The organism is Verrucomicrobiia bacterium (genome assembly GCA_023953615.1).
In the GTDB taxonomy this organism is placed as follows: Bacteria; Verrucomicrobiota; Verrucomicrobiia; order Limisphaerales; family JADLHS01; genus JADLHS01.
Genome location: JAMLJH010000001.1, coordinates 1691539 through 1716796, shown reverse-complemented (window position 1 = coordinate 1716796; position 25258 = coordinate 1691539). Strand labels below are relative to the sequence as shown.

General features: G+C 58.5%; 20 protein-coding genes. 10 read left to right on the top strand and 10 right to left on the bottom strand.

Annotated elements, in window-relative coordinates; all coding sequences use genetic code 11:
* Positions 1-12 precede the first annotated feature (12 nt).
* The 3 genes from ilvB to hemL all read right to left on the bottom strand — a co-directional run bounded on the left by ilvB (position 13) and on the right by hemL (position 6710).
* Positions 13-1830, bottom strand: coding sequence for a biosynthetic-type acetolactate synthase large subunit (gene ilvB / locus M9920_07235; GenBank protein ID MCO5052080.1), 1818 nt, complete (start codon positions 1828-1830; stop codon positions 13-15).
* Positions 1831-2184: 354 nt separating this feature from the next.
* Positions 2185-5370, bottom strand: a complete 3186-nt coding sequence (locus M9920_07230) for a metallophosphoesterase (protein ID MCO5052079.1) — start codon at positions 5368-5370, stop codon at positions 2185-2187.
* A 50-nt stretch (positions 5371-5420) separates the two neighbouring features.
* A complete protein-coding gene (gene hemL, locus M9920_07225) occupies positions 5421-6710 on the bottom strand; it encodes a glutamate-1-semialdehyde 2,1-aminomutase (protein MCO5052078.1) in 1290 nt (429 codons plus the stop codon).
* A 754-nt stretch (positions 6711-7464) separates the two neighbouring features.
* On the opposite strand from hemL, the gene dcm reads away from it, so the two are divergent.
* The 4 genes from dcm to M9920_07205 are packed head-to-tail and all read left to right on the top strand — an operon-like array spanning position 7465 to position 10496.
* Positions 7465-8622, top strand: coding sequence for a DNA (cytosine-5-)-methyltransferase (dcm, locus tag M9920_07220; protein ID MCO5052077.1), 1158 nt, complete (start codon positions 7465-7467; stop codon positions 8620-8622).
* Positions 8619-9593, top strand: coding sequence for an HNH endonuclease (locus tag M9920_07215; protein ID MCO5052076.1), 975 nt, complete (start codon positions 8619-8621; stop codon positions 9591-9593). Before dcm ends, M9920_07215 begins: the two co-directional genes overlap by 4 nt.
* A 60-nt stretch (positions 9594-9653) precedes the next feature.
* Positions 9654-10025: a hypothetical protein gene (locus M9920_07210; protein MCO5052075.1), complete on the top strand. Its 372-nt coding sequence runs from the start codon at positions 9654-9656 to the stop codon at positions 10023-10025.
* A 33-nt stretch (positions 10026-10058) separates the two neighbouring features.
* On the top strand, positions 10059-10496 hold the full coding sequence (locus M9920_07205) for a very short patch repair endonuclease (GenBank protein ID MCO5052074.1): 438 nt from the start codon (positions 10059-10061) through the stop codon (positions 10494-10496).
* Here the strand turns inward: M9920_07205 and M9920_07200 are convergent.
* The 3 genes from M9920_07200 to M9920_07190 all read right to left on the bottom strand — a co-directional run bounded on the left by M9920_07200 (position 10471) and on the right by M9920_07190 (position 14061).
* The gene (locus tag M9920_07200; GenBank protein ID MCO5052073.1) at positions 10471-11829 is read right to left on the bottom strand and encodes a hypothetical protein; all 1359 of its coding nucleotides are present in this window, start codon (positions 11827-11829) and stop codon (positions 10471-10473) included. The genes M9920_07205 and M9920_07200 overlap by 26 nt on opposite strands.
* A 14-nt stretch (positions 11830-11843) precedes the next feature.
* Positions 11844-12455: an RNA polymerase sigma factor gene (locus M9920_07195; GenBank protein MCO5052072.1), complete on the bottom strand. Its 612-nt coding sequence runs from the start codon at positions 12453-12455 to the stop codon at positions 11844-11846.
* Between the two features lie 223 nt (positions 12456-12678).
* A complete protein-coding gene (locus M9920_07190) occupies positions 12679-14061 on the bottom strand; it encodes a formylglycine-generating enzyme family protein (protein MCO5052071.1) in 1383 nt (460 codons plus the stop codon).
* 280 nt (positions 14062-14341) lie between these two features.
* Between M9920_07190 and M9920_07185 the strand changes: the two genes are divergently transcribed.
* The 3 genes from M9920_07185 to rsmD all read left to right on the top strand — a co-directional run bounded on the left by M9920_07185 (position 14342) and on the right by rsmD (position 17845).
* Positions 14342-16324, top strand: a complete 1983-nt coding sequence (locus tag M9920_07185; protein ID MCO5052070.1) for an OPT/YSL family transporter — start codon at positions 14342-14344, stop codon at positions 16322-16324.
* A gap of 51 nt (positions 16325-16375) precedes the next feature.
* Entirely contained in the window at positions 16376-17152 is a 777-nt protein-coding gene (locus M9920_07180) for a dienelactone hydrolase family protein (GenBank protein ID MCO5052069.1), read from the top strand.
* A gap of 105 nt (positions 17153-17257) precedes the next feature.
* Positions 17258-17845, top strand: a complete 588-nt coding sequence (gene rsmD / locus M9920_07175) for a 16S rRNA (guanine(966)-N(2))-methyltransferase RsmD (protein ID MCO5052068.1) — start codon at positions 17258-17260, stop codon at positions 17843-17845.
* Positions 17846-18067: 222 nt separating this feature from the next.
* Here the strand turns inward: rsmD and M9920_07170 are convergent, their stop codons facing one another.
* Entirely contained in the window at positions 18068-19750 is a 1683-nt protein-coding gene (locus M9920_07170) for a DUF1338 family protein (GenBank protein ID MCO5052067.1), read from the bottom strand.
* A 162-nt stretch (positions 19751-19912) separates the two neighbouring features.
* On the opposite strand from M9920_07170, the gene M9920_07165 reads away from it, so the two are divergent.
* Genes M9920_07165 through M9920_07155 form a run of 3 tightly spaced genes read left to right on the top strand, consistent with a single transcriptional unit; the run spans position 19913 to position 21929 of the window.
* Positions 19913-21232: a radical SAM protein gene (locus tag M9920_07165; GenBank protein ID MCO5052066.1), complete on the top strand. Its 1320-nt coding sequence runs from the start codon at positions 19913-19915 to the stop codon at positions 21230-21232.
* Positions 21233-21277: 45 nt separating this feature from the next.
* Complete coding sequence (locus M9920_07160; protein MCO5052065.1) at positions 21278-21604, top strand: type II toxin-antitoxin system RelE/ParE family toxin; 327 nt, start codon at positions 21278-21280, stop codon at positions 21602-21604.
* A 1-nt stretch (position 21605) separates the two neighbouring features.
* Complete coding sequence (locus tag M9920_07155) at positions 21606-21929, top strand: transcriptional regulator (GenBank protein ID MCO5052064.1); 324 nt, start codon at positions 21606-21608, stop codon at positions 21927-21929.
* Between the two features lie 187 nt (positions 21930-22116).
* On the opposite strand, the gene M9920_07150 is transcribed toward M9920_07155, so the two are convergent.
* The 3 genes from M9920_07150 to argS all read right to left on the bottom strand — a co-directional run bounded on the left by M9920_07150 (position 22117) and on the right by argS (position 25215).
* Positions 22117-22449 (bottom strand): hypothetical protein, encoded by a 333-nt coding sequence (locus tag M9920_07150; protein MCO5052063.1) that lies wholly within the window; start codon positions 22447-22449, stop codon positions 22117-22119.
* A gap of 113 nt (positions 22450-22562) precedes the next feature.
* Entirely contained in the window at positions 22563-23252 is a 690-nt protein-coding gene (locus M9920_07145; protein MCO5052062.1) for a PEP-CTERM sorting domain-containing protein, read from the bottom strand.
* 190 nt (positions 23253-23442) lie between these two features.
* Positions 23443-25215, bottom strand: a complete 1773-nt coding sequence (gene argS, locus M9920_07140) for an arginine--tRNA ligase (GenBank protein MCO5052061.1) — start codon at positions 25213-25215, stop codon at positions 23443-23445.
* Positions 25216-25258: the final 43 nt, after the last annotated feature.

Genomic DNA, 25258 nt, shown 5'->3' with positions numbered 1-25258 from the left:
CGATTCCGAACTTCAGAGTTTCCAGATCATGTCTGCCACGGTTTTACCTCCCGGAATGAACGGCAGCACGTGCTCGGTGTGCGGCACGATGACGTCCAGCACGTAGGGTTCGTCGGCAGCCAACATGCGCTGGATGGCGGCGCGCAGGTCTTTTTTGTACAGCACCCGCTCGCATTTCACGCCAAACGATTCGCACATCTGCACGTAGTCGGGATAAATTTCCGTGCGCGCTTCAGGGTTGCCGAGATACGTATGCCCCCGGTTGCCGCCGTAGAATTTATCCTCCCACTGCATCACCATGCCGAGGTATTGGTTGTTCAACACGATGGCTTTCACGGCCAGCTTTTCCACCTTGGCCGTGGCCAGTTCCTGGTTGTTCATCAGGAACGAACCGTCACCGTCAATGTCAATCACCTGTTTGTTCGGGAACGCGGCTTTTACGCCCAGCGCCGCCGGATAACCAAAACCCATCGAACCCAGACCCAGACTGCTGATGTAGCGCCGGGGTTGTTTGTATTTATACCATTGCGCCGCCCACATCTGGTGCTGCCCGACGCCAGTGGTGATGAAGGCGTCGCCTTTGGTCAGGGCGTACAATTCCTCCACGACCATCTCCGGCAGAATACATTCCTCGGGCTGCCCCTTGAGGTGTTTGCGCATGTGTTCGCTGTTCATGATTTCCGGCGTCACGGCGTAGGCGAACGGAGCTTTCTCGCGCCAGGCCTCGATCTGCTTCCACCAGGCCGGATATTTTTTGTTCAAGGGTCGCTTGGCCAGCAGGCGGTTCAAGCGGGTCAGCGCGTCCTTGATCTCACCGACGATGGGCAGGTGCGCTTTGCAATTCTTGTTAATCTCCGAGGCGTCAATGTCAATGTGGACGATCGTGCCGGTCTTGCAGAATTCCTCCACCTTGCCGGTCACGCGATCATCGAATCGCACCCCAAACGCCAGCAACAAATCCGCGCCCTCATGCAACTTGACCATGGGCTCGCTGAAGGATTTGCGTTTCTCGAATTCACCGCTCACCGCCCAGTTGGCCACGGCTGAACCGTGCATGCCCAGCCAGCGCAAGGATTGCGGATGCGTTTCCGGAAATCCGCCCAGCCCACCGAGGGTCGTGGTCACGGGAATGTTGGTGGCCTCGGCGAATTTTTTCAATTCAGCCATGGCGTTGCCCATGACGATGCCGCCGCCGCAATACAACACCGGGCGCTCGGCCTTTTCGATCAAACCGATGATTTCATTCAACGCCAGGTCGTCCGCCTTCAACTGCGGTTGCTGGTAGCCGCGCAGCCGTTTCTTGACCTGCTCCAACGTGGGCCAGACCGGATGCGTTTTGATCTGTTGCACGTCTTTGGGCACATCAATCACCACCGGACCGGGGCGACCGGATTGCGCCAGATAAAACGCCTCCTTGATGATCCACGGAATCTCGTTCACGTCCTTCACCAGATAGCTTTGTTTCACCACGGGCAGCGTCATGCCGATGATGTCGGTTTCCTGAAAGGCGCCGCGACCAATCATCGCACTGGGCACCTGACCGGTGATGGCGATCAGCGGGACGGAATCCATGTAAGCATCGGCAATGGAGGTGACCATGTTCGTGGCCCCCGGGCCGCTGGTGGTCATGCACACGCCGGCCTTGCCGGTGGCGCGAGCGTAACCGCCTGCGGCAAACGAGCCGCCCTGTTCGTGTCGCGGCAGAATGGTGCGTATCTTGGATTTCGTCAGGGATTGATGGATTTCCATGCTCGCGCCGCCGGGATAAGCGAAGATGACTTCCACGCCTTCACGCTCGAGCGCCTCGACAAAGATGTCGCGGCCCAACATGGCCTGACCCACTTCACGCCGCTTGGAGGCGCGGGTCTTGGACGGTTTCGTTTTTATGCTTTCGGTGTTTTTTCTCATACTATTTGTTCTTGTTTTTGGCCGAACGCGGCAGGCGGGCAATAAAAAAACCCACAGCCGTTGCCAGCCGTGGGTTCTTGTTAAAATTGTTTCAATTTCGACAAGGACCGACGGCCTCGTTGCCTACGACTACGAGGATTGCCAGTACTACTTGTCGAACCGACCCGTTCATTACGAGCGAACCGTAGCTAATCCGCTGCCAACGGGTCAAGTCTTAATTAACAATTCACAATTTTGCAACCGCCCCCGGGCCGCGGAAATGGAAACGCCGCCGGCTCAGTGAGCCAGACGGAAGAACCGCGGGCCGGGGAAATTGGTGGTCACGACGAGATGATGCCCATTAGTGATCACCGGCGGAGTCGGGACCGCTGCCCACGCCCCGAGGATCAGATTGGTGCGGCTTTGGAGCGTGAACGCCCACTGATTGGTGGGCCAGGAAAGGAACAATAAGTTATCCATCCGCTCCAGCGTGAGTTGCGGTGGAATGATCTCCGCCGAGAGCGTCACCATGTCCAGCCAGAGGGTGCCGCCGGAACTGTAACTGCCACTGGTTTGCGTGCCCCGATACTGATTCGCGCCCTGGCCGGTGGCCGTGTTTTCCCATTCGCTGACGATGCGGAAGCCAAAGTTGGGATTGTCGTCCACGCCGGGAAGACCGGCCAGACTAAGCCCGGTGGGAAACCACAATGTTTCATGAGGATTGGTATAAACGAAGGAGGTGTTATTGAAGTTGACGCCGTCCACGGTGTATTGCACCCGCCAATACCGGCTGGCGGTGGCGCTGTTGTAGTGATCCCAGGAAATCCCGAGATTACGGCTGCCGACGGTGCTGACGCGGAATTCCGCGCCGCTGGTCCGGTTGCCCGCGCCTTGGGATGGGAACGCGGTCAATCGCCACTTGGAATTATCAGTCTGATTGGGATCAAAACTGCGCGACGCCACGTCGCTGTTCAGCGAGTCGGTGGCCGTGCCCACGCTGGCCGCGACGCCGGCACCGATCGCGGGAATCAGGGTGCCGGTGGAAGTGTTGTTATCCGGTGGATTACTGTTGAAATTCCAGAGCGCCAGAATCTCCGGCTGTTGCACCTTAAGCATGAACGATTTGCTGGGGGTGTAATCGCCGTCGCTCACGGCAACCGTAATCCAGGCGGCGCCGGCTTGATCGGGTGCGGGGGTCAATTGCAACACGCGGTTGGCGCCCGCGCCCGTCACGTTGATGCCCGCCGGGGGCAGCAGCGGGGCGTTGCTCGAGGCGGCGGTCACCACCAAATTGGTAGGATCCGTTTCCGCGTCAGCAATCGTGAAGGGAATCTCGGCGGTGGTATTGGCCGGCATCGTATGGTGCGAAAATTCATTGAGGATCGGGGCGAGGTTGGTCCACGGCGGATTCTCTGGTGCCGTGGCGAAGCGCCAAATGGGGCTGACCGAAGTTTCCCGACCGTTATTGGCCGTAATGTACCAATCGTAGGCGGCGCCGGGCGTCAAACCCGTCCAGTTGCAATCCACCAAACTGCCCGCCGGCACGTAATTCGTGGCGATGGGGGTGAAAGTGGTCGTCGTCGCCTGCATGTTGTAGGCAAACTCCAACTGACTGTCGGCATCAGTTTCGTACTCGCGCAGCCAGGGAGAATAACTGAAGACGCGAACCTGGTTGAAAGCGGGCGAGAAACGCAGCAATCGCAGGAACCCGCCCCCGCCGTCGGGACGGAATTGGAAATCGGAAACCAGGGTGCGCACCGTGTTCCCCGCAAAGACATCCTCGCGCATTCCCTCGCCATTAACGTGTCCCGAGAGCATGAGGAAGAGGTTGGGCTGGGACTTGAGTTCGTTGTAAATGGCGGCGCCTTGCGCGCCAAAACTGGAAGGCGTGGCCGCGCGACCAATGTAATGACTGACAACGATGGCGCGCCGTTGCGAGTAGGTTTGCAGCAGCGCTTTGGCCCAGGCCAACACTGCCGCATTGGCTTGGGTATCGTATTCGAAGTAAATCACGATGAAATCCATGCCGCCTGCGGAAAACAAATCGAAGTGGTTGTCGTTGTTGGTGCCGTAATGGCCGCCGTAGTACGACTTGCCGGCAAAGTGATCCACGCCAAAAAATTGATTGAAGTACGCGGTGCTGTCGCCACTCGGATCTCCATTGGGCGCCTGATCATGGTTGCCCACGGTCACGCCGTACGGGATGCCATCCGGCAACCCCGTGAGCAACGGATTTTCCAACCGGTAAAGAGCGTTGGTGGCGTTGCGCCATTGCGTCAGCGTATCGCCCGTATCCACGATGTCCCCCAGATGCGCCACGTAGGCGATGTTCCACGCGAGGCGATTGGCGATGATCCAATCCGTTTGCGCGTTGAACATGGCGGGAAGCCCGCGCCGGGCCGAGGCACTGTAGTATTGCGTATCCGGCAGCGCCACCAGCGTGAAGTCCGGACCGGTCGAAACCGGACCCCCATAAAATACGACGGTCAAATTGCTGCCGCCCGGGTCGCCCACACTGGCCTGCAATGTCGCAGCGGTGGCGACGTTCACCGCGTTGCTCGGCGGCCCGATCAAGACCGGGATTTCGGGCGAACCCGGCACGTCCGTCGGTCCCCAGTTGGTCCCGCCATAAACCATGTCGGCGATCTTCAGGCCGTTGTAAGCCGGATCACTGGCGCTATGGAAAATGAAGTTCAACGGACTGCCCGCCGAACCATCCGCGATCGCACCCACCCAATCGTTGGCGGTCGAACCGGTGGATTCGCCCTTGCGCCCCACGTAAAATGTGCCCGAGCTGGTGGTCAACGGCCCCGGCACATTGATGATGTTGCCGTAAGCGCAGGTGCCCACGTAGTTCCCGTTGGTGTCTGGCGCCCGAAAATTAATGGCCCCATAAACGGCATCCGTCGCCGCCGCGCCGGCCCCATCCATGATTCCCACTGAATCCACCACCGTCCAACCCGCGGGTAAATCCAAAAAGCCGTCGTTGTTCGTGTCCAGATCAATCGTCACCGCGGGCAAAATACCGCCGGGTTCGACTTTAACCAGTAAGATCGTAGCCGCACTGTTTTCCAGGTCCACTTGTGTGCCGTCTGAATAATGGCCCACGGTGCTCCCGGCGCCGTTCACTTGTCCCCAACCGGTACCGATGGTGTTCTCAATCACTGTGGCTGCGGGAGCGGTCGTCGTGTATTTGCTGCCCGCTTGCCGCGCAAACAAATATCCGTTGGCCCCGAGGGAGAAGGCGCTCAAATCAAAAAACTGGTTGATGTCGCCTTTGCCGGGAGTGCCCGTGCCTTGCCCCTCCACGCTGATCAGATAATAACCGGTCAGGGACAGATTGGGCGTGCCGCGTAGTTCGAAGTATTCATTGCCGGTATCCGCCCCGGGCGCATTGGGCAACACCTCGTTGATATAGACCTCATTGGCCCCGGCCGCTCCGATCAGCCACAAGGCGGTAATCGTGAAAAGTATGGATTTCATTACGTTGATTCCTGCGGGTTCGTTCTGATGACTCTGATTGCCCAAACCAATTACGCCAGCCCCTTCAACACCTGGGTCGCCGCCTTTACGGTTTGCTCGATGTCCGCCTCGGTGTGCGCGGCCGAAATGAAGCCGGCCTCGAATTGTGATGGCGCCAGATACACGCCGGCGGCCAACATGCCGTGAAAAAACTTTTTGAAGCGCTCGCGATCGGACCGCATCGCGTCATCCAGATTCCAGACGGGCTGATCGGTAAAGTAGCAACAAAACATCGAGCCACAGCGATTAAACGTCGCCGCAACCTTGGCGGACCGAGCCGCCGCGCGCAGCCCCGCTTCCAACTGCGCGCCACGGGTTTCGAGTTGTTCGTAATAATTTCCCGCAGCGAGTTCATCCAGATTGGCCAGACCCGCGGCCAGGGCCAGTGGATTGCCACTGAGAGTGCCCGCTTGATAAACCGGACCGACCGGCGCGAGGTAATCCATGATGTCCGCGCGGCCTCCCAGCGCGCCGACGGGCAATCCGCCGCCGATGATTTTGCCGAACGTGGTCAGGTCCGGCGTGATGCCGAATCTTTCCTGAGCGCCGCCCGGCGCGAGGCGAAAACCGGTCATCACCTCGTCGAAGATGAGCAACGCGCCGTGCGCCTGAGTGATCTGCCGGAGGAACTCGAGCCAGCCCGGTTTCGGATTAAACAAACCGGCATTGCCCGCCACCGGTTCGACGATGATGCACGCGATGGTGTCGGGGTGCGCGGCGAACGCGGCCTGGAGCGGTTCCGTTTCGTTATAGGGCAACACGAGGGTGTGTCTGGCAAAATCCGCCGGCACGCCGGCGCTGTCCGGATTGCCGAACGTGAGCGCGCCTGAACCCGCTTTGACCAGCAACGAATCCGCGTGACCATGATAGCAACCGGCGAACTTGATGATCTGGTCGCGCTTGGTGAAACCGCGCGCCAGTCGGATGGCGCTCATGCAGGCTTCCGTGCCGGAATTGGTCATGCGAACTTTTTGCACGGACGGCACCAACTGACAAATCCGTTCGGCCATGGTGACCTCGCGCGGATTGGGAATGCCGAAGCTCGTGCCGAAATCTGCGGCGGTTTTTATCGCGGCAATAATTTTCGGATGCGCGTGCCCGAGAATGGCCGGCCCCCACGTGCCGACATAATCCAGGTATTCGTTGCCGTCCACGTCGGTGATCCGAGCGCCGCTGGCTTGGGAGACGAAGAACGGTTGACCGCCCACCGCGCGAAAGGCGCGCACGGGTGAATTAACCCCGCCGGGAATACAGTTGAGCGCCGCCGCAAACAGCGCCTCGGATTTGGTCCGCGAACTCATGCGCCCAGCATAGCGGCGACCGGGAAAGCGTTAAAATGTTAAATCGTTACCCCGTAGCGAGAACGCTCGTGGATCATAGCGGTTTCGGAGCTTGTGATTTGTTGCGGGTGAGTTTCCACACAGATGCCGCGCCGCTGGCGCTGGGAACGGAGCGCGGGCGGTCCCGCGCCCGCAGTGCGGCGCCAGACCAGAAGGCATTGATTGATCCGCAAACCGAGCTTCCCGTTCACGCGCTGCGGACGGAGACCGTCCGCGCTCCGGGAACGCCTCGGACTTTATTCCGTTGCCAATGGTTCCCCGGACCGAGCTGGCGGTTGGCAACGCCAACGGTTGCGCCGACTCGGCTTGCGGAAATCTGATGAAGACAGATGGTGCAGGGAAAAGCCCGTTAGGGCTGACATATTTGTAGTTTCGCGATCACCAACCAACCAAGCTCCGCTAGGTGCGACATCATCAGTTGGCGCGGCGGGAAGATGCCGCGCCGCTGGCGCCGGGAACGGAGCGCGGGCGGTCCCGCGCCCGCAGCACTGCGTCAGACCAGAAGACGTTGATTGATCTGCAAGCCGAGCTTCCGGTTCACGCGCTGCGGACGGAGACCGTCCGCGCTCCGGGAACGCCCCGGATTTGATCCGCGAAATCATGCGCCCAGCATAGCGGCGACCGGGAAAGCGTTAAAATGTTAAATCGTTACAATGTGAAAAACGGGAACGGATTTGCTCGAAAAAAACGGGCGGCCGCGTAACCTCAACGACACATGTCGAAGCACAGAGCCACTGCCAGAAGAAAGAATACGACCGACGCACTCCGCGAAGTCGCGCGGGAATATCGCATCAACGGCAGTGGTGTTCAGCACCAGCTCCGGTTCATTGACCTCTTTTGCGGCATCGGCGGTTTCCGCATCGCATTCGAGCGCGCGGGTTGCGAATGCGTATTTTCCTCCGACTGGAACGATAAGGCACAGGAAACTTACGCGGCGAACTTTGGCGAGAAACCGCATGGCGACATCTACGGCGTGCCGGATGACTCCATTCCGCAACACAACATTCTGTGCGCCGGTTTCCCCTGCCAGCCGTTTAGCATCGCGGGTGTTTCCAAGAAACTCAGTCTTGGCAAGAAACATGGCTTCGAGGACAAGGAACAGGGCAATCTATTTTTCAAGCTCGCTGAGTTGATTGACCACCGCCGGCCTGACGCCTTCGTGTTGGAAAATGTCAAACACCTTCAACGTCACGATAAGGGCAATACCTTTCGCATCATTTGGGAAACGCTCACTGACCATCTGAAATATCACGTTTATCATCGTGTGATTGACGCGCAAAGTGTCGTGCCGCAGCACCGCGAACGCATCTTCCTCGTCGGCTTCCGCGACCGCCGCCATTTCGAGTTTCCGGAATACCCGCGCGAAGGGCCAAAGCTGGAATCCATCCTCGACGCCGAAGTCCCGGAGAAATACACACTCACTGATCATCTTTGGAATTATCTCCAGGCATACGCCGCGAAACACAAAGCCGCCGGCAACGGATTCGGTTTCGGTCTGGTAACAGGAAAAGGCATTGCGCGAACTTTGAGCGCCCGCTACTACAAGGACGGTTCGGAAATCCTTATCTCACAAGGCTCGCGAAAAAATCCTCGCCGCCTCACGCCACGCGAATGTGCTCGGCTCATGGGCTATCCGGCTGACTTCAAAATTCCTGTCTCCGACACGCAAGCCTACAAGCAATTCGGAAACTCGGTCGTTGTACCGGTTGTTGAACGGATTGCAAAAGCTGTCGTGGAGGCTTTGCAGAGGCCGGTGGACTACCGGAAAGACCTCGTGCTTGAACTTGCCGAGCGTGAAGGGCGAACGCCGCGAATGAAACCCAAATCGCCGATGAAGCCGGTGCAATACAAGGTTGCGAGGAAGAGCAAATGAGCATGAGAGACTTTCTTGCGAATCCGGATTGGGATGCCCCGTTTTTCAAGCGGCTTGCTCACAACGACACTGGCCAAGCGGCAGGTCATCAGGGCGGAATGGTTTTGCCGAAAGAGCTTCGCCGTTTTCTCCCGAGCCTTGATGAAGCCGCCACCTCGCAAATTGCGCCTACGACGGATCGTGACTTGCGTGCCGAAATGTTTGTGGGAACGGTCCGCCTAACCGATAGCGTTGTGCGTTACCAATTCCAAACGTGGGGAGGCACGCGGTCAGCCGAGAGTCGCATAACCGACGGCTTCGCTCCACTCCGCAACAAAGCGGCTGAAGGCGATTTGCTTTTATTCCAGCGGCGTGCTGATGCAGTAGATTGCTTTCGGCTGGTTCTTGTGAAGCAAGGCACGCCTGAATATCAAGAAGTGAACCAGTGGGTCAACGGTCGGCGTTGGGGCGCACTCTTTGTTACAGACCTTCCCGTCACGCAAAATCAACTGACCCAAGCTTGCACCGAGATTACGAGACTGGCGGAGCGACCATTCGAAGTGGTTAAGCCAGAAGTGACGCGCGTGGAAACCCGACAAAGCAGAATTGCGCGAGGCTCGGCGTTTCGTGAAAGTGTTCGCGCGGAATATATGCACCGATGCGCAATCAGTGGGATTGACATTGCTACGCCGTCAGCGCTTTACGAAGTCGAATCCGCTCACGTCGTGCCGTTGAGTGAAGGTGGTTCAGATGACATACGCAATGGATTCGCTCTGTCGCAGACAATTCATTGGGCATTTGATCGCGGTCTGGTTGGCGTTCTGCCGAACCGCACGATTTACATTCCTCGCCTCGTCAAGAGCATGGCCGAGAACGCGTTCTTAAAGCAATTCGAGAAGAAGCCTATTTCAGAGGCCAAGACAAGAGGCCTGCGAGTCCATGCGGACGCGTTCACTTGGCACTACGACAACAAAGTCCGACAGTGGGATTGACGCGTCTTTTTTGCAAAATTTTTCCTGGCAAATTGTGTTGCTGGGGTTAGCCTGGACTCCATGAAAACGATCAGCCATGTTCCAAATTCTCTGCGAAGTGCTGGACGCGAAGTGCGGCGCTCGCTCGCCAACCCGCTTGAAAATCTGCCGCGTGAACAATTCGTGCGGGCGTGGTCAGCCGTTGCATATCTTTTTCCCAATCTGCATCCCGACGGATTTGAAGATGCTGATGGCGGCTGGCCGCGCGTGTTGAAGCGGTTTGCTGCCGAGGCGTGGCGGCGGGCGGAGGCCGGAGAACTGACGGACGAAGAACTCTATCCATGCGACGCGCAATGGAGCGGGCTTTACGACCGAATGCATACGCACGAACCCGATGAAATCGAGCGGCGGTTGGTGTTGGCGTATGAACACGGCGATGGATTCGCGGAATGAATCCGTCGTCATCGGCGAAATCTGCGGTTAAAAATGGCTGACGTTTTCACCAAAGCCAAACGGGCGGAGGTAATGTCCAAGATTCGCGGACGCGGGAACAAGGACACAGAATTGGCGCTGGCGAAACTCCTGCGAGCGCATCGCATCACCGGCTGGCGCCGCCAGCAGCCGGTGTTTGGCAAACCGGATTTTATTTTCCCAAAACTCAAGCTGGCGGTTTTTGTGGACGGTTGTTTCTGGCACGGCTGTCCCAAGCATGCGACCAAGCCGAAGAACAATCGCATATTCTGGCAGCGAAAACTTTTGGCAAACAAGAAGCGTGATCGCGTAGTGAATCGAACATTGCGAGCGGCGGGCTGGACAGTGCTGCGGGTTTGGGAATGTTCGCTCACGCGGCGGCAGGCAGGGCGAACCATGAATCGGCTGATTGGCGTTCTAAACTTTGCTACGGCGTTACGGGTGCGGCATTGATTTCGGTTACACGACCGTCATCAAACTGCACGCGGCCCTTGAGGTAGGAGCGGTGCAGCAACTCGGGGAAGTCCGAGATTTGTTTGCTGAAATCCGCGTCCTTGATCACCGGCCGGTAATCGGGCATGGCCGCCAGCGTCACTTCATTGGTGGAAACGAAGTTCCAACTAAAGGTCAGCGTGGCTTTGCGCGTCAGGTTGGTGCCGCTGACTTGATAGAAATAAATCACCGGCTCGCGCCGTGTCAGCTCCGCGCTGGCTTTTGGCGAGGGCGAACGAAACCGGTTGCGATTGGCGGCCGCCAGGTCGCGGGTCCGGCGCGCGGAGACTTGACCGTAAATCGTGTTCGCTTCATCAAACATCCCGCGGTAAATCGAACCGTCCGCGTCAATGACGCGCAGGTTCAACCCGTTTTGTTCCACCTTGAAACTTTGCAGCAGCGGCGGCACGGGAAACTGCGGCAGGCGTTCATCACGCGCTTTTTCCTGTTGCACCGTGGCAAAGCGGACGAAGGATTGCGAGTGTACTTCCACCGGCGCCGCTTCCGTCACGGTCGGCACGCTGGTCGTTACGGGCGACGAATTCGCGGCCAGACGGATCGCTGTTCCGGAAGGCTCACCTCCGGCTGAACCGACGAGTAAAAGGGGGCGGGCAACGGGTTTGTTGGGCGCTGCAACATTGGCGGCGTTGGCATCGTTGGCGAAGGTGGCTGCGGGCGGCGGGGCGGCAAGCGATTGGACGGCCGTCTGCGAATCGGTTTGCGCTGAATCCATCCGCACCGCCGCCGGCGCTCCGGCCCGCTCCGGTGACGCCTGTTTTTTCGCGATGGTGATTGACTGTCCCTCGGTGGTCGCGGGCGGCTTCGGCGCCGCCGCAATTGCGCGTGCGGTGACCTCCTTCTCGCCAGACGCAACGGGCTTCACTTCCTCCTGGGGCGCGGCATCCGTGGTTGGTGACACCAGCGCAAGCGCCGCCGCGTTGGGGCCGGGCGGTTCATTCGGGGCGCGAAGCGGAGTTTCGCCGAGGGAGTTTTGGGCCAGCTCGTGGGTTGGTTGAAATTCGGTTCTATCCGATTGGAAAAATAGTCGGAAGATGATGAAGGCGATCACCAGCAACGCGGCCAGCGCGGAACCAAAGCGCCAGAGGGGAAGTTTCCAGAACGGGATGCTGGCCGCAGCCGTGGGCGCATCAGACGCTGCGGGAAACTGTCGCGCCACCTCCGCTTGCAACTGGCGCCGGTGGAGCGGATGTAATTCGAGCGCGGCTCCGGCAGCGGCGTTGCGTTCGCGAACCGCGCGGCGAAGCAATTCTTCAATGGGACGTTCGTCGTTCATTTACTCACTCCAGTTTAGACGGGATTTGGTGAATTTTCCTGTGAAAAGGTGCGGCGCACAATCAGCTCCAGCTTGTCGAGGCATTTGCTGAGGCGCGAGCTGACCGTTTTGGGATGCAGCGCCAACAGCCGGCTTAACTCGTCGTAGCTCAAATCGCCGAAATATCGCAGTTCGATAATTTCCCGGCAGGGCGCGTCGAGCAAGGCCACCGCCTCGCGCACCTGTCCGGCTTGTTCCAGTTTGATCAAGCGGAGGTCTGGCGCGGGAGTTTGATCCGGCGGCTCCAGCACCGATCCGGTCGGTTCGAGTTCCGCCTGCAAAGAAAGCGGCGGCTGGCCGCCACCGCGCTTGGCCGCATTTTTCTTTTCGCGAAAATCGCGGGCTTTGTTCGCCGCAATGTGAAACAACCAGGTGCGGAACTGGCTTTGACCCTGAAACGAATGCAGATTGCGAATCACACTCAGAAAAGTTTCCTGGCAGACCTCCTCGACGTCTTCACGGGTAAAATCTGATGCCAGTTGAAAGACAAAACGCCCCGCCGCCGCATAGTGCTGATCAAACAGCGCATCCCAGGCGGCGGTTTCACCCTGACGACATCGCGCCAGAAGTTGGGCTTCACTTTCCATTATTGCCACCGGATTGTAGCGAATACGGATGGTTTTTGAACATATTTTCGCGACAACGCGAATCGAGAAAAGACACAGGCTGAAGGTGAAACCGGGAGTATTGAGCGGGAAGTGAAGCGATGCGATGGAGAGGTAATTCCGGCGCGCGTGAATCTCCGTCCCGGCGAAGGAATGTGGGTGACAGAAGAACGATAGGACAAACACTCGGCGGGCTTGGCCACACTCAAGGTGCCGGCAGCACGGTGCGGAAGCCAACGGTGTTGAAGCCTTCATCGGGAGTGCCGCTGCCGCGCTGGGCTACGCGACCGCCATTGGCCTGCGTGGCCCAGCTTCCGCCGCGCAGCACCCGAAACGAGCCTGAGATCGGGCCGAGCGGATCCGCTTCCGCCGACGCGGCGTAATACGTGTCCGACCACCAATCGCCGCACCATTCCCATACATTGCCCGCCATGTCGTACAGCCCATAATCGTTCGGCGCAAAGTGCTCGACGGGGCTTGTGTACGGCTTCGGGCCGCTGGAAAAATTCGGATGATAACCATTGGTTGCACTCGCATCGTAAGCGTAGAGCGGTTGGCCGTTGCGCCAGAAACTGTAAAAGTTGGCGCGTTCCTGCGATATCGTATCGGTGTCCGTCCAGGGAAAGCGGTGTCCCGTCGTGCCGCCGCGCGCGGCTTTTTCCCATTCGGCTTCCGTGGGCAGGCGATAACCGGCATCCCACAGCACCCAGGAAATTTGGATGCCCGCTTCGCCGCGGCGATAGACGAGCGTCGTGCCGGGGTTGGTGTAATAAGCCGGCACGCGACCTTCACGTTCGCTGCGGGCGTTGCACCACTTGACCGCGTCATACCAGGTCACGGAATGAACCGGATGATTGGAGGCCGCCCCGCGAATCCCGGCGGAAAAATCATAGCCGTTGGTGATGGCCCATTGATGAACTTCGTCCCAAATCGTTTGCGTGACTTCGGTTGGATCAATGTAATACGCGCTGAGCTGAACCGTGTGGACGGGTTGGGCTTCAGTCATCCCGTCCAAGGCGTCGCCCATTTGAAATCCACCCGCAGGGATGAAGACCAGGTTCGTGGGCGGCAGCGCGTTGGTTTGCGGTCCGATGACCCGATAAACCCGCGGCGTCGAGGCCGACACCGTGTCGTCCACAACGGCATACGGACTTTCAGTTACGACGAGATTGGTCAGCGCGGTCCAGGCAAATTGCAGCGGATCGGGAGTGTACTGGATTTGGTTGGTGATTCCGGTTTCGCTGGTGATGGTGAGCTGCCGCACAAATTGCGGCAGGGCGATTGTGGTGGGGTGCCCGGCGGGCGTGGCGACCCGATAAAAGCGGTTCGAGTTGGATGGCGGCGTGGCGTCAATGATTTGGTAAGGCGAGTGCGGCACGGTCAGGTTGCTGAGGATCGTCCAAGCGGGCTGGTCCAAGGCAGTCTTGAACTCAATCCGATTGTTGATGCCGATGTCGCTTTGGATGCTTAATTGCGCGACCGGAATGATGTTGACGATTTCCGGAGCGGCCAGCGTGCGGAAGATTCCCGAGCCGGTTAATGACAGCATCGTGAACAGCGGAACGAAAGCGAAGCGGATGTTGAACATATAAGCTCTCCGGGGTTGACGGTCATCACGAACGGGCATTCCGGCTCGACGCCTGACGCTCAAGTTCTGGAGATGACGATGGTTGGTTAGTCATGGAATCCTGATATCCAATTTGCCGTTGCAACATTCAAGCCGCTTCAACCGGCAGCCGGGCCGCCGGGCACAACTCATTTTCCAGGCGCCGCAACCATCCTATCCGGTTAACGCGAACTGGAAATAGTTATTTGTTTCATCGAAGCCAGACTTGACGTTGGGCGAAAAAACCGCCAAACGAAGGTTCATGTCTGAGCCGCCAACGCCGTCTGCTTCCGATCCATCCGACCGATCATCCGCCGCCTTACCGTTGGCCGGGTTCAAAGGCACGCCGGAGGAAATTGACCGGCAATGGCTGGAGCAGGTGTATCGCGGGCGCGGCGATTCCATGGCGCAATTGACCGTGCGCTCCGTTTTGATGGGAGGGATTCTCGGCATGTTCATGGCGGTTTCCAACCTCTACACCACGTTGAAACTGGGTTGGAGCTTTGGCGTGGCGATCACCGCTTGCGTGATTTCATTCGTCGTGTGGAACGCGCTCCGCGCCCTGTCCGGGGGCAAGCTCTCCCAGATGACCATCCTGGAAAACAATTGCATGCAATCCACCGCGTCCGCTGCGGGCTACTCCACGGGCGGGACCGTGGGGACGGCGATTGGCGCGTTGCTGCTGATCTCGGGACACCATCTGCCCTGGTCGGTGGTGACGATTTTCGTTTTCTTTACGGCGGCGCTGGGCGTGTTTCTCGCCATCCCGATGAAGCGGCAGATGATCAATTACGAGCAGTTGAAATTCCCCAGCGGCATCGCGGCGGCGGAAACGTTACGCAGTCTGTATTCGCACGGCAAAGCGGCGTTGCACCAGGCTTACTCGCTGATCATCGCCCTGGTGTTGGGCGGTCTGGTGGGATTGCTGCGGACCTGGGGCACGTTGATCGAACAACTGCGGCACACGGGCCGACCCCAGGTTTGGCTGGAGAAAATTCAAGCCGTCATTCGCATCCCGGAGGAAATCGTGTTTGGCGGCCTGCTCAATCCGCTGAGTCGCGGGCATCTGCAGGGACTGACTTTCGAGCCGAGCGTGGTGCTGATCGGCGCCGGAATGATCGTGGGGCTGCGCGTTTCGCTCTCCATGCTGCTGGGTGGCGTGTTGTTGTATTACATCGCCGCGCCCCAATTGCTGGCCCTGGACGCGGCTCACGCTGGTCTGGCGGACTGGGTGCCGTCCTTTCAGGTGAACGCGGACGGGGATTTTTATCCGGTGCGTTGGGCGCTTTGGGGCGGCACGTCGGTGATGGTGTTTTCCAGTCTGGCTTCGGTGGCGTTGCAATGGCGCACGTTGGCGCGCGCCTTCAGTCTGTTTCGCAAACGCCAAGGGCCCGCGGCGGGCGGCGTGCTGGATCAAATCGAAGTGCCCAATTCCTGGCTCATCATGGGGTTGATTCCCATCAGCATCGGCATGTTGCTGGTGCAGTATTACGCCTTTCAAATTTCGCTGTGGCTGGGCGCGATCGCCATTGCGCTCTCATTCGTCATTTCACTGGTATGCTGCCGGGCCACGGGCGAAACCGACACCACGCCCGTCGGGGCGATGGGAAAAGTGACCCAGTTGCTTTACGCCGTGCTCGCCAAGGGGCATGTGACGGCGAACTTGATGTCCGCGGGCGTCACGGCCGGCGCCGGCGGCAGCTCGGCGGATTTGTTGACGGATCTGAAAAGCGGTTATCTGCTCGGGGCCAATCCGCGCAAACAATTTCTGGCGCAATTCATTGGAATCTTTTTCGGCACACTGGCGATCGTGCCCGCCTGGTATGCGATGGTGCCGGACAAAGCGGCATTGGAAGCTTTCAATCCGCCCGCCACGAACATGTGGAAGGCGGTGGCCGATCTGCTGACGCAGGGCGTTCACATGCTGCCCACCACGGCGCGTTACGCCATCGTCATCGGCGCGCTGGTGGGGGTGGCGCTGCCGCTCATGGAAAAATTATTTCCACGGTTGCGCCGCTTTCTGCCCTCGGCGATGGGTTTGGGTCTCGCCTGGGTCATGCCGTTTGCCAACGTGTTTTCCTTCGCCATCGGCGCCGTGATCTCGGAGATCTGGCGGCGCGTGCATCGTAAATCCGGGGAGGCGTTCAACATCCCGATTGCCTCGGGATTGGTCGCGGGCGAATCACTCGTGGCCGCGTTGATTGCCATTCTTTGCACCATCGCCGGTTTCCTGGCGATCAAATAACCGAAATTGGCTTTGCTTTTGCGTCCGCAAGCAGCGTAAGAATGACGCCGGATGAAAATGTTACTTTTTGCCTCGCTCGTCGGCGCCAGCGCGGTAACGGCGCACGCAACCATTCAAACCCAGACCATTGAATACCGACAGGGTGAAACCACGCTGGAAGGAGTGCTGGTCTATGACGACGCCATCAAAGGGCCGCGCCCCGGCGTGTTGGTGGTTCATCAATGGCTCGGGTTGACCGAGTACGAACAATCCCGCGCCGTCCTGCTGGCCAAGCTGGGTTACGTGGCGTTTTGCGTGGATCTCTACGGCAAAGGAATCCGTCCCAAAGACACCAGTGAAGCCGGCGTCCTGGCCACCAAATACAAAACCAATCGTCCGTTGTTGCGCGCCCGGGTCAACGCGGGGTTGGACGAATTGAAGCGAAGCCAACTGGTGGATAAAAAGCGCGTTGCGGCCATTGGCTATTGCTTCGGCGGCACGACGGTGATCGAGCTGGCGCGCAGCGGCGCGGAGCTTAACGGCATCGTCAGCTTCCACGGCGGATTGGATTCGCCCACGCCGGCGGACGGTCGCAATATCAAATGCAAAATTCTGGCCTGCCACGGTGCGGATGATCCTTACATCACCGCAACCGATCTCGCCGCTTTTGAAAACGAGTTGCGCACGCACCGGGTGGACTGGCAGTTGATTGCCTACGGCGGCGCCGTCCACGGTTTCACCCAGAAGAATGCGGGCAACGACAACTCAACCGGATTCGCCTACAACCAGGCGGCGGATGCGCGTTCGTGGGCGGCCATGAAACAGTTTTTCGATGAGCTGTTCCGCTGAGGTCGCTCTTTCATCCGGCGGACCCCGGTGGGCTGCAGGCGCGGCATCGCGTTGGCTGAAATGGGTCGGACCTGAATTTATTTTGCTGAACCCCTAATCATTTCCATGCGCATCACAGGCGGACAAGCGGGCGGGCGAATTCTTAAAGTGCCCAAAGGTTTGGCGGTGCGGCCTACGATTGATCGTCTGAAGCAGGCGTTGTTCAACTCGCTGGGCGAGCGGATCGTGTCCGCGCGCGTGCTGGAACTTTTTGCCGGAAGTGGCGCATTGAGTTTGGAAAGTCTGAGTCGCGGTGCGCAATCCGTCGTTTGCGTGGAATTATCGCCGCGCCACGCCGCGTTCATCCGCTCCAATGTGGAGGCCGCCGGATTACCGGTCGCCCATCTGACGGTGCGCACGCAGGATGTTTTCGCCGCGTTGCCGCAACTCGTCGCCGCTCAACAAACCTTCGATTTGATCCTCGCGGATCCGCCGTATGGCGAAAAAAATCGCGAGCAGCGTTCAACGTCTTTTGCGCAGCGACTGTTGGATGATCCGCATCTGCCCCAGGTGCTGGCTCCCGACGGACGCTTCGCGTTGGGACACGCCAAACGGGATCGGCTGGAAGTACCCGCGCCGTGGCGGGAGCTTAAACAACTCAATCACGGTGACAGCGTGATCCGCTTTTTTGAAACGACTCCAGTAAAGCCGTGACCAAATCCGAGCGTTGCAAAACTCTTCCTTGGCGCCGGAGGCGCGATAGCCGGTAGTCCACAGCGTGGCCTGTGGGTTCTGATTGGATAAATTGCCAGCCCCGGCAGGGGCGATAGAAAATCGTCGCTGCGCGCCTGAATCTGCCGCCCCTCCAGGGCTTGCTTCGGCATCACCACTCTCCGCAGCTTCGGCTGTGAAACCGCCGGCAGCTTTTCAAGCTGATTATTTGAACGCCGCCACGGCTTCTTCGAGCGCTGATTTTTCCGCCGGGGAAAGTTTGTCGAGCAAACCGAGTTGGGTATAGGTGTTCAACACCGATTCCGCCTGCAGGCCGGCGTAGGTGGCGTTGGCGTCCACGATTTTACGGTCCAGGATTTTTTCCAGATCGGCCTGCGTATAAACCGGACGTTCCGCGGCGGTGGCTTTGGTGCCGTACTGGCTGAGATTGGAAGCAAAAATTCCCGCCGCGCTCACCGGCAGAAAATCTTCGTAACGCAGCCCCTCGTAATCCACGTAGCCCTGCTCGATCAGCGTCTCGAGATCAGTGGTCGGGAGCTGACCTTTTTGCGCGAGGCCCCGCGGCGTGGCGTGGTAACGCGCATAGACCAAGCGCGCGCGCAGCAACTCCCGCAGCGTTTTCGGAAACGGCGCGAACGCCTGCGCGCACCTTTCCTCATACGCGGCGAAATCTTTTTTAACGAGTCCGGGATGCTGCTCGCGCGCGGCATCCGCTTCAGCGAGACACTGGTCATAAAGCGCGCGTCCTTTGGCCGTGGTCGCATAGAAGCGCTGCTCAATTTCGCCGAAGCGCGCGGTGTGCGCACCCGCCACGACGGTGCCATCCGGGTTATGGAACTGCACCGGTTCCGTCAGCGCCTTGTAGGAATCCTGCCGCAACAACACCGGCGTATCCTGCGGCGGACCTTCCGTGAAATCTTTGAACCCCGAGTGATTCAACGATTGCCAATCCAGATCTTCCTGCCGCAAACGCTGTAATAATTGTGCCGCGATTTCGCTCGCGGCTCGCGGCGGCACTTCACCCGCTTGAAAGCCGTCAATCACCGCGCGATCCATGTGTTTGAAATGCAGGCGCATCCAATCACGATCAGCGCGCGCGACGGTGCGGCGGAGGGCGGTTTCCGCACGCGACTGGAATTCCGCCGCGCTCAATTCGCCCAGGCAAAACTTCATCGCTGCCGTGTAGAGATCCATGCAGAACGTATTGGGCGTCAGATGATTCAAGTGGTGCGATTGGAAACACGCAATGTCCGCGGCGATTTTGAAACCGGTATTACACAGCTCTTGATACAGCGGATAATCGCGCGCGTGACCGGTCCATTTGAAAATACCGTTCACGCCTTCTGCAATCAGCGCTTTCGCGTCCTCCCAATCCAGCCCGTCCTGCTCCTCATTTTTAATCACCAACTGCTTGGCGCGTTCGGAAAAAACTTCGCGGGTGGCAAGCAACGCTTCAATGCGTGACCGGGTGGCCGGATCAAAAAAGTCCGTCAGCAACAACGACGTGAACACCCGGTGATCGGGATTCACTCGTGACCGGAACGCGGTGGCGATGATTGGTTGACTCTTGGGGCCGACGTTGGCCATGTCATAGAAATTGTGCGGCTCCATGGCGAACGCCGCGAAGAACTGGCAGATCAGGCGGTACTCGGCGGGCTTGCCAATGCGGATCGCGCCGTGCCGTTCGCTGCTGGTTTCATCCAGTTGCTCGTCGGTCAGAGCGAAACCGCGATGGCGCTGGCCGAGCAGGTGGCACACGGCCCGATTACACTCGCGATTGACGAGCAATGATTTGTCATAGAGCGGCACTTCCGCTCCGAACATTTCGGACAACTCGGCAAACAGCCGGTGTTGCATTTCAATCTTGTCAGCAAAGGCGTCACTCATAAGCAGTCACTCGTTGGCGAACGGAAACCAGACTACTCATTTGTCCGGATTTGCAAAATGAATTTTGGACCGGTTGGCGCAATCCGTTTGCCGCCCGATCGCTTGAAATCGTTCCGGCTAAAGAGACTTTCGTCGCCCGCCTAATTCTGCTAGTCGTAAATCGTGAGTTTCTTCCTGCACCGCAGCGAATTGCGCGATCTCTACGACAAGGTCGCCGCCGGGGAGCGCCTTTCCGAAGCTGATGCCCTGCGTTTGTTTGCCTCCAAAGACCTGAATGCGCTCGGCGCCATCGCCGATCTGGCGCGGCAAAAGAAGGTGGGTAACCGCGCCAGCTACATCGTCAATCGCTACCTCAACTACTCGAACTACTGCATCCTGAGCTGTCAGTTCTGTGCGTTCCAACGCAAGAAACGCGACAAGGACGGCTTTGAATTGAGCATCCCGCAGATGGTCGAGAAGGCGCGCGAAGCGTTGCGGCTCGGCATCACGGAATTGCACATCGTCGGCGGACTGCATCCCTCCCTGCCGTTCAGCTATTACACGGACATGCTCAAGGCGCTGAGCGCGTTGAATGATGACTTGGGGAGCGCACGCGCCCCGCGTGCTGGTTCGGACGCCTCGTCCGAACCTTCGTCCAACAAGCTTTCGGGGGAGGAGTTAGTCAACAGAGATTTTCCGCGCGGCGCGGAAAATGACACGCGGGGCGCGTGTGCTCCCCGACTTCAACTCAAATGTTTCACCGCGAACGAAATTCTGCACCTGGCCTGGCTTGGTAAGCGTTCCGTGGAACAGACCTTGATTGAGTTGAAAGCCGCCGGGCTTGAATCGCTCACCGGTGGTGGCGCGGAAATTTTCCGCAAGGAAGTTCGCAGCGCGATTGCCAAGGGCAAGGAGTCCGCGGAGGAATGGCTCGATGTGCATCGCATCTGGCATCGGCTCGGTGGTCGCAGCACCTGCACCATGCTTTATGGCCACGTCGAATCGCTGGCCGATCGCGTGGATCACTTGCGCCAATTGCGCGCGTTGCAGGATGAGACGCACGGCTTCTGTGGTTTCGTGCCGCTCGCTTACATGCCGCAGGACAACGACATCCCGGTTGAACACGCACCGACGGCTTTCGATTCACTCCGCACCATGGCGATCAGCCGCATTTACCTCGATAACTTTGATCACATCACGGCGTACTGGGTCGGACTGGGCATGAAGCTGGCGCAGGTGGCGTTGAGCTACGGCGCGGATGATTTGCACGGTACGATCATCGAGGAACATATCTTCCACATGGCGGGTGCGACCTCGCCGCAATTGCAAACCGAAGCGGACATGATCAAAGCCATCCGCGAAGCCGGTCGCACGCCGGTGCAGCGGAACACGTTCTACGAGCCGATCAAGGTTTTAGCTGACCGCCCTCAGTCCTCAGCCAACGACGCCGAACCGCCATCTGGTAAATCGAAGGTGTCGGCAGACAATTTGGCGACAGCGTGAGCGTGCAAGCCCGCCCCTTGACAATGGTAACATAAATGTAACTATATGGCTGCGGCTTTTGAAATCCGGGAATATACAATCGAGGGCCGGTCGCCTTTTGCAGAATGGTTTGATGGGTTGGATGCCGTAACCGCAGATCGCGTTGACCGATACATCCGCCGGCTGGAGTCCGGCAACTTCGGCGTGGCCAAGGTCGTGGGCGAGGGCGTGTCCGAACTGCGGCTGGATTTCGGGTCTGGCTACCGCGTTTATTTCGGGCGGGACGGAAAGACGCTCATCATCCTGTTGGGGGGCGGCGGCAAGCGGCGGCAGAGTGCGGACATCGCCGCCGCGATTGTGCGGTGGAAACACTACAAACAAACAAAGAACTAACATGGCACTGACACGAGCATACAAAGAAACGGTCATCGCGCGCATCAAGCGCGACCGCAAGTTCGCGCGACTGCTATACGCCGGCGCGATAGATATGCTGCTGGCGGGCGAAACGGCGGAGGCACTTTCCCGCCTGCGCGATCTGGTTCACGCCGGAATCACTTTCAAGGAACTCGCGCATGAAACCGGCTTGGGCGAAAAGACGCTGCACCGCATGTTAAACCAAACCGGCAACCCTACGGCGCGCAATCTCGGCATCATCGTTAAAACCGTTGCCGCCGATCTGGGCATCAAGCCGAAGGTGACGTTTGTGGTGGCAGCTTGAGACGAACAAAGCCATCCGCGAAGCCGGTCGCACGCCGGTGCAACGGAATACGTTCTACGAGCCGATCAAGGTTTTAGCTGACCGCCCTCAGTCCTCAGCCAACGACGCCGAACCGCCATCTGGTAAATCGAAGGTGTCGGCAGATAATCTGGCGACGGCGTAATACAACCATGCTGGCCGCCGAGATTCAGGCGGACTGCCTTTTTGTCTTCCGTTTGTGGCCGTTCAGGAGCGAGGCGCTTTCGATCAGCAAAGCGCTCAGGTGGTGTGGACGTTCATCGTTGTCGAATACAATAACAAACGAGCCTTTGGGAGAGACCGTGGCAAAATCAGAGTGAGGCACGATATAGCGTTTGCCACTGGCCATGCAAATTTCATAGGGCCGAAACGGCACTGCGTGGTTGAATTCACGGATGGACTTAATAACCATGAAGGACGTATAACCCCGCCCAGTAACCGCATCAAGTGACATTTCGCACGGCGGTGCGACCTCGCCGCAATTACAGACCGAAGCGGGCATCCATCCCTTCAAAACAACTCGTCCATTATTTCTGTGCGGTGTCAAACTGCGCCAAAAAAATGGGGCGAAAGTGAAGCACACTTTCGCCCCGAGGGTTGGCAATATGACTTGAATTATTTCTGATGGCGTCGCTTGAAAAACAGGCCGAGCAAACCGAGTCCGCCCACCAGGGTCAGCGAGGACGGCTCGGGAATCGTGGCGATGGTGAAGTTATCCACGCGCCCCGTTCCGCCAGCGGCGACATCGTTGCCGTTGATGGCGGTAGTCCCGAGGTTCACCAGACGGAAGTAAATGGCCGTCGCGTTATCCAAGGCCGTGATGCCGCTGAGGTCAAAGCTGTACGAGCTGGGATTTGGGGTTGGGTTTGAGGAATTCCAACCCGCATTGATGACCGTGTAGGTGCCGAATTGCAGAAACGTGGTGCCGTCCGCACTGTATTGCAGTCCGAAATCGCGCGGGCCGGTGTTGCTGCCCGTCTGATCAAAGGAGACGACCAATCCGGCGTAGCCGATTGAGCTGGCTTCGAACTGGAAATAATCATCCACGGACCAGTTATTGGCGCTCAGCGATTTGGGTGAACCGTTGCCCACCGGAGTGGACCAGACGCTGGCCGCATTGGCATGATAGGCCGAGGCGGAGCCGAGCCCAAGGTCCGCCGCGATACTATTGACTGACGGCGTGTTGGCAGGCGCGCTATCAACGCTCAAGGTGTCAAAGCTCCATTGCGCGAGGATGTCGGCGGAGGCCCATTGGGTCAGACCCAGTGACGCGCAAACGAGCGAGGTGATAAGGATTTTTTTCATAACGATTATTTCGGTGGTGGCGACTTCGATTACGACTGTTTTCTACGAGTTAGTTTACTATCTCCAGTTCAAACTGGACGCGATTTTTAAGAATCCATCGTGAGGTCAACTTGCGCAGACTGGTTCGATAAATCCCATCCGCCGGAGAGCATACCTTCATGGCCGCGTGGTTGAAAGCCGGGAAAACTACTTACATTTGTTCGAGGACGCCGATGCCCAAAACTTCCAATCCCTGCTTCAACACCCGGGCGGTCAGGTCACAAAGCTGCAACCGGCTGGCCTGCACTGCGGCGCTTTCCGCTTTCAGCACCGGACAGTTTTCGTAGAAGGACGTGAAGGCTCCGGCCAATTCGTACAGATAAGAGCAAATGAAGTTGGGCCGACATTCGCTGGCGGCAGCCTCCAGCGTCAAACCAAAGCGCAGCAGGTGTTTGGCGAGCGTCAGCTCGGCGGATTGGGTCAACTGGATCGGCGCCTCCGTGAGACTTTCACGGGTCAATCCGGCCTTGCGGAAAAGGCTTTGAATGCGCGCGTAGGCATATTGCAAATACGGCGCGGTGTTGCCGCTTAACGCCAGCATTTTATCCCAACTGAACACGTAATCGCTCTGGCGGTTGGGCAACAGGTCCGCGTATTTGATGGCGCCCAAGCCGACCACGCGGGCGATCTCCCGGCGCTGCGTTTCGCTCAGTTCGGCATTTTTTTCTGAAACCACCCGGAACGCGCGTTCCTGGGCTTCATCCATCAATTCCCCCAGCTTGACGGTGTCGCCGCTGCGCGTTTTGAACGGCTTGCCGTCTTCGCCGAGGATTTTGCCAAAGCCGACATGAACCAGTTTGACGCGCTTTGCGGCCTCGGGTTGCCAACGCGCAAAAGTGACGAATAATTTTTTGAAGTGGCCGCTTTGCCGGTCGTCCACCACGTAAATGATTTCCTGGGGCGCCCAGGTTTTGAGCCGATAATCAATCGTCGCCAGATCGGTGGTGGTGTAATTGAAACCGCCGTCACTTTTTTGTACCAGCGCCGGATCCGCCACCCACTCACCGTCGCGATTGACCAGAAACACATCCTCCTTGGGCGGCACGGAGCCGTCACTAAAAACACCAATGGCCCCCTCGCTTTCCCGCGCGATGCCGCGCGCCACCAAGTCCTGAACCACGCCCGGCAGTTGCGCGTTGTAAAAACTCTCCCCCAACGTCACGTCGAATTTCACTCCGAGCCGGCTATAGATCGCGTCAAACTGAACCTGCGAGAGCCGGGTCATTTCCTTCCAAATCGCAAGATTTTCCGCGTCGCCCGCCTGCAATTTTACCAGCTCGTGCTTCGCCGCTTCCAGGCGCTGCGGGTCCGCATCGCACGCGGCGTTGATGACTTTATACAGCCGTTCCAATTCAGTGATCGCATCGCGTTCAAGCGCTGTCCGATCCAAAATTTCCTTCCAACCCAACAGCAGTTTCCCGAATTGGGTGCCCCAATCGCCAATGTGGTTGTCGGTAATGACGCGGTGCCCGAGCAGGCGCAAAATCCGTTGCAGCGCGTCGCCAATGCCGGTGGAACGGATGTGCCCGACGTGCATCGGCTTGGCGACGTTGGGTGAACTGAAATCCACGACGAGGCAACGCGGTACCGCAGCGGGCGAAAAAAACAAGTGTTCGCCGCGCGCGGCCGCTTGCAGGGTCTCGACCAGCGCCGCAGTTTTGAGTTGAAAATTGAGGAAGCCGGCGCCGGCGATCGTTACGGATTCGCACCAGGCGGCCACGTCCAATTCCGCCAGCACGGCGGTGGCGAGTTGGCGTGGATTGGTTTTTCGCGCCTTGGCCAGCGCCATCAGGGCGTTGCACTGGTAATCACCGAACTTCGGGTCCGGACAGGGACGAACCAATACCTGTGCCAGATCCGCGTCCGGTAAAACGCGGCGCACGGCTGCTTGCAACTGGCTTTCAATTTGTTGATGTAGCGACACAGAAATGACTGACTCGATTCCAAGCGTTGCCAACGCGCGGAAA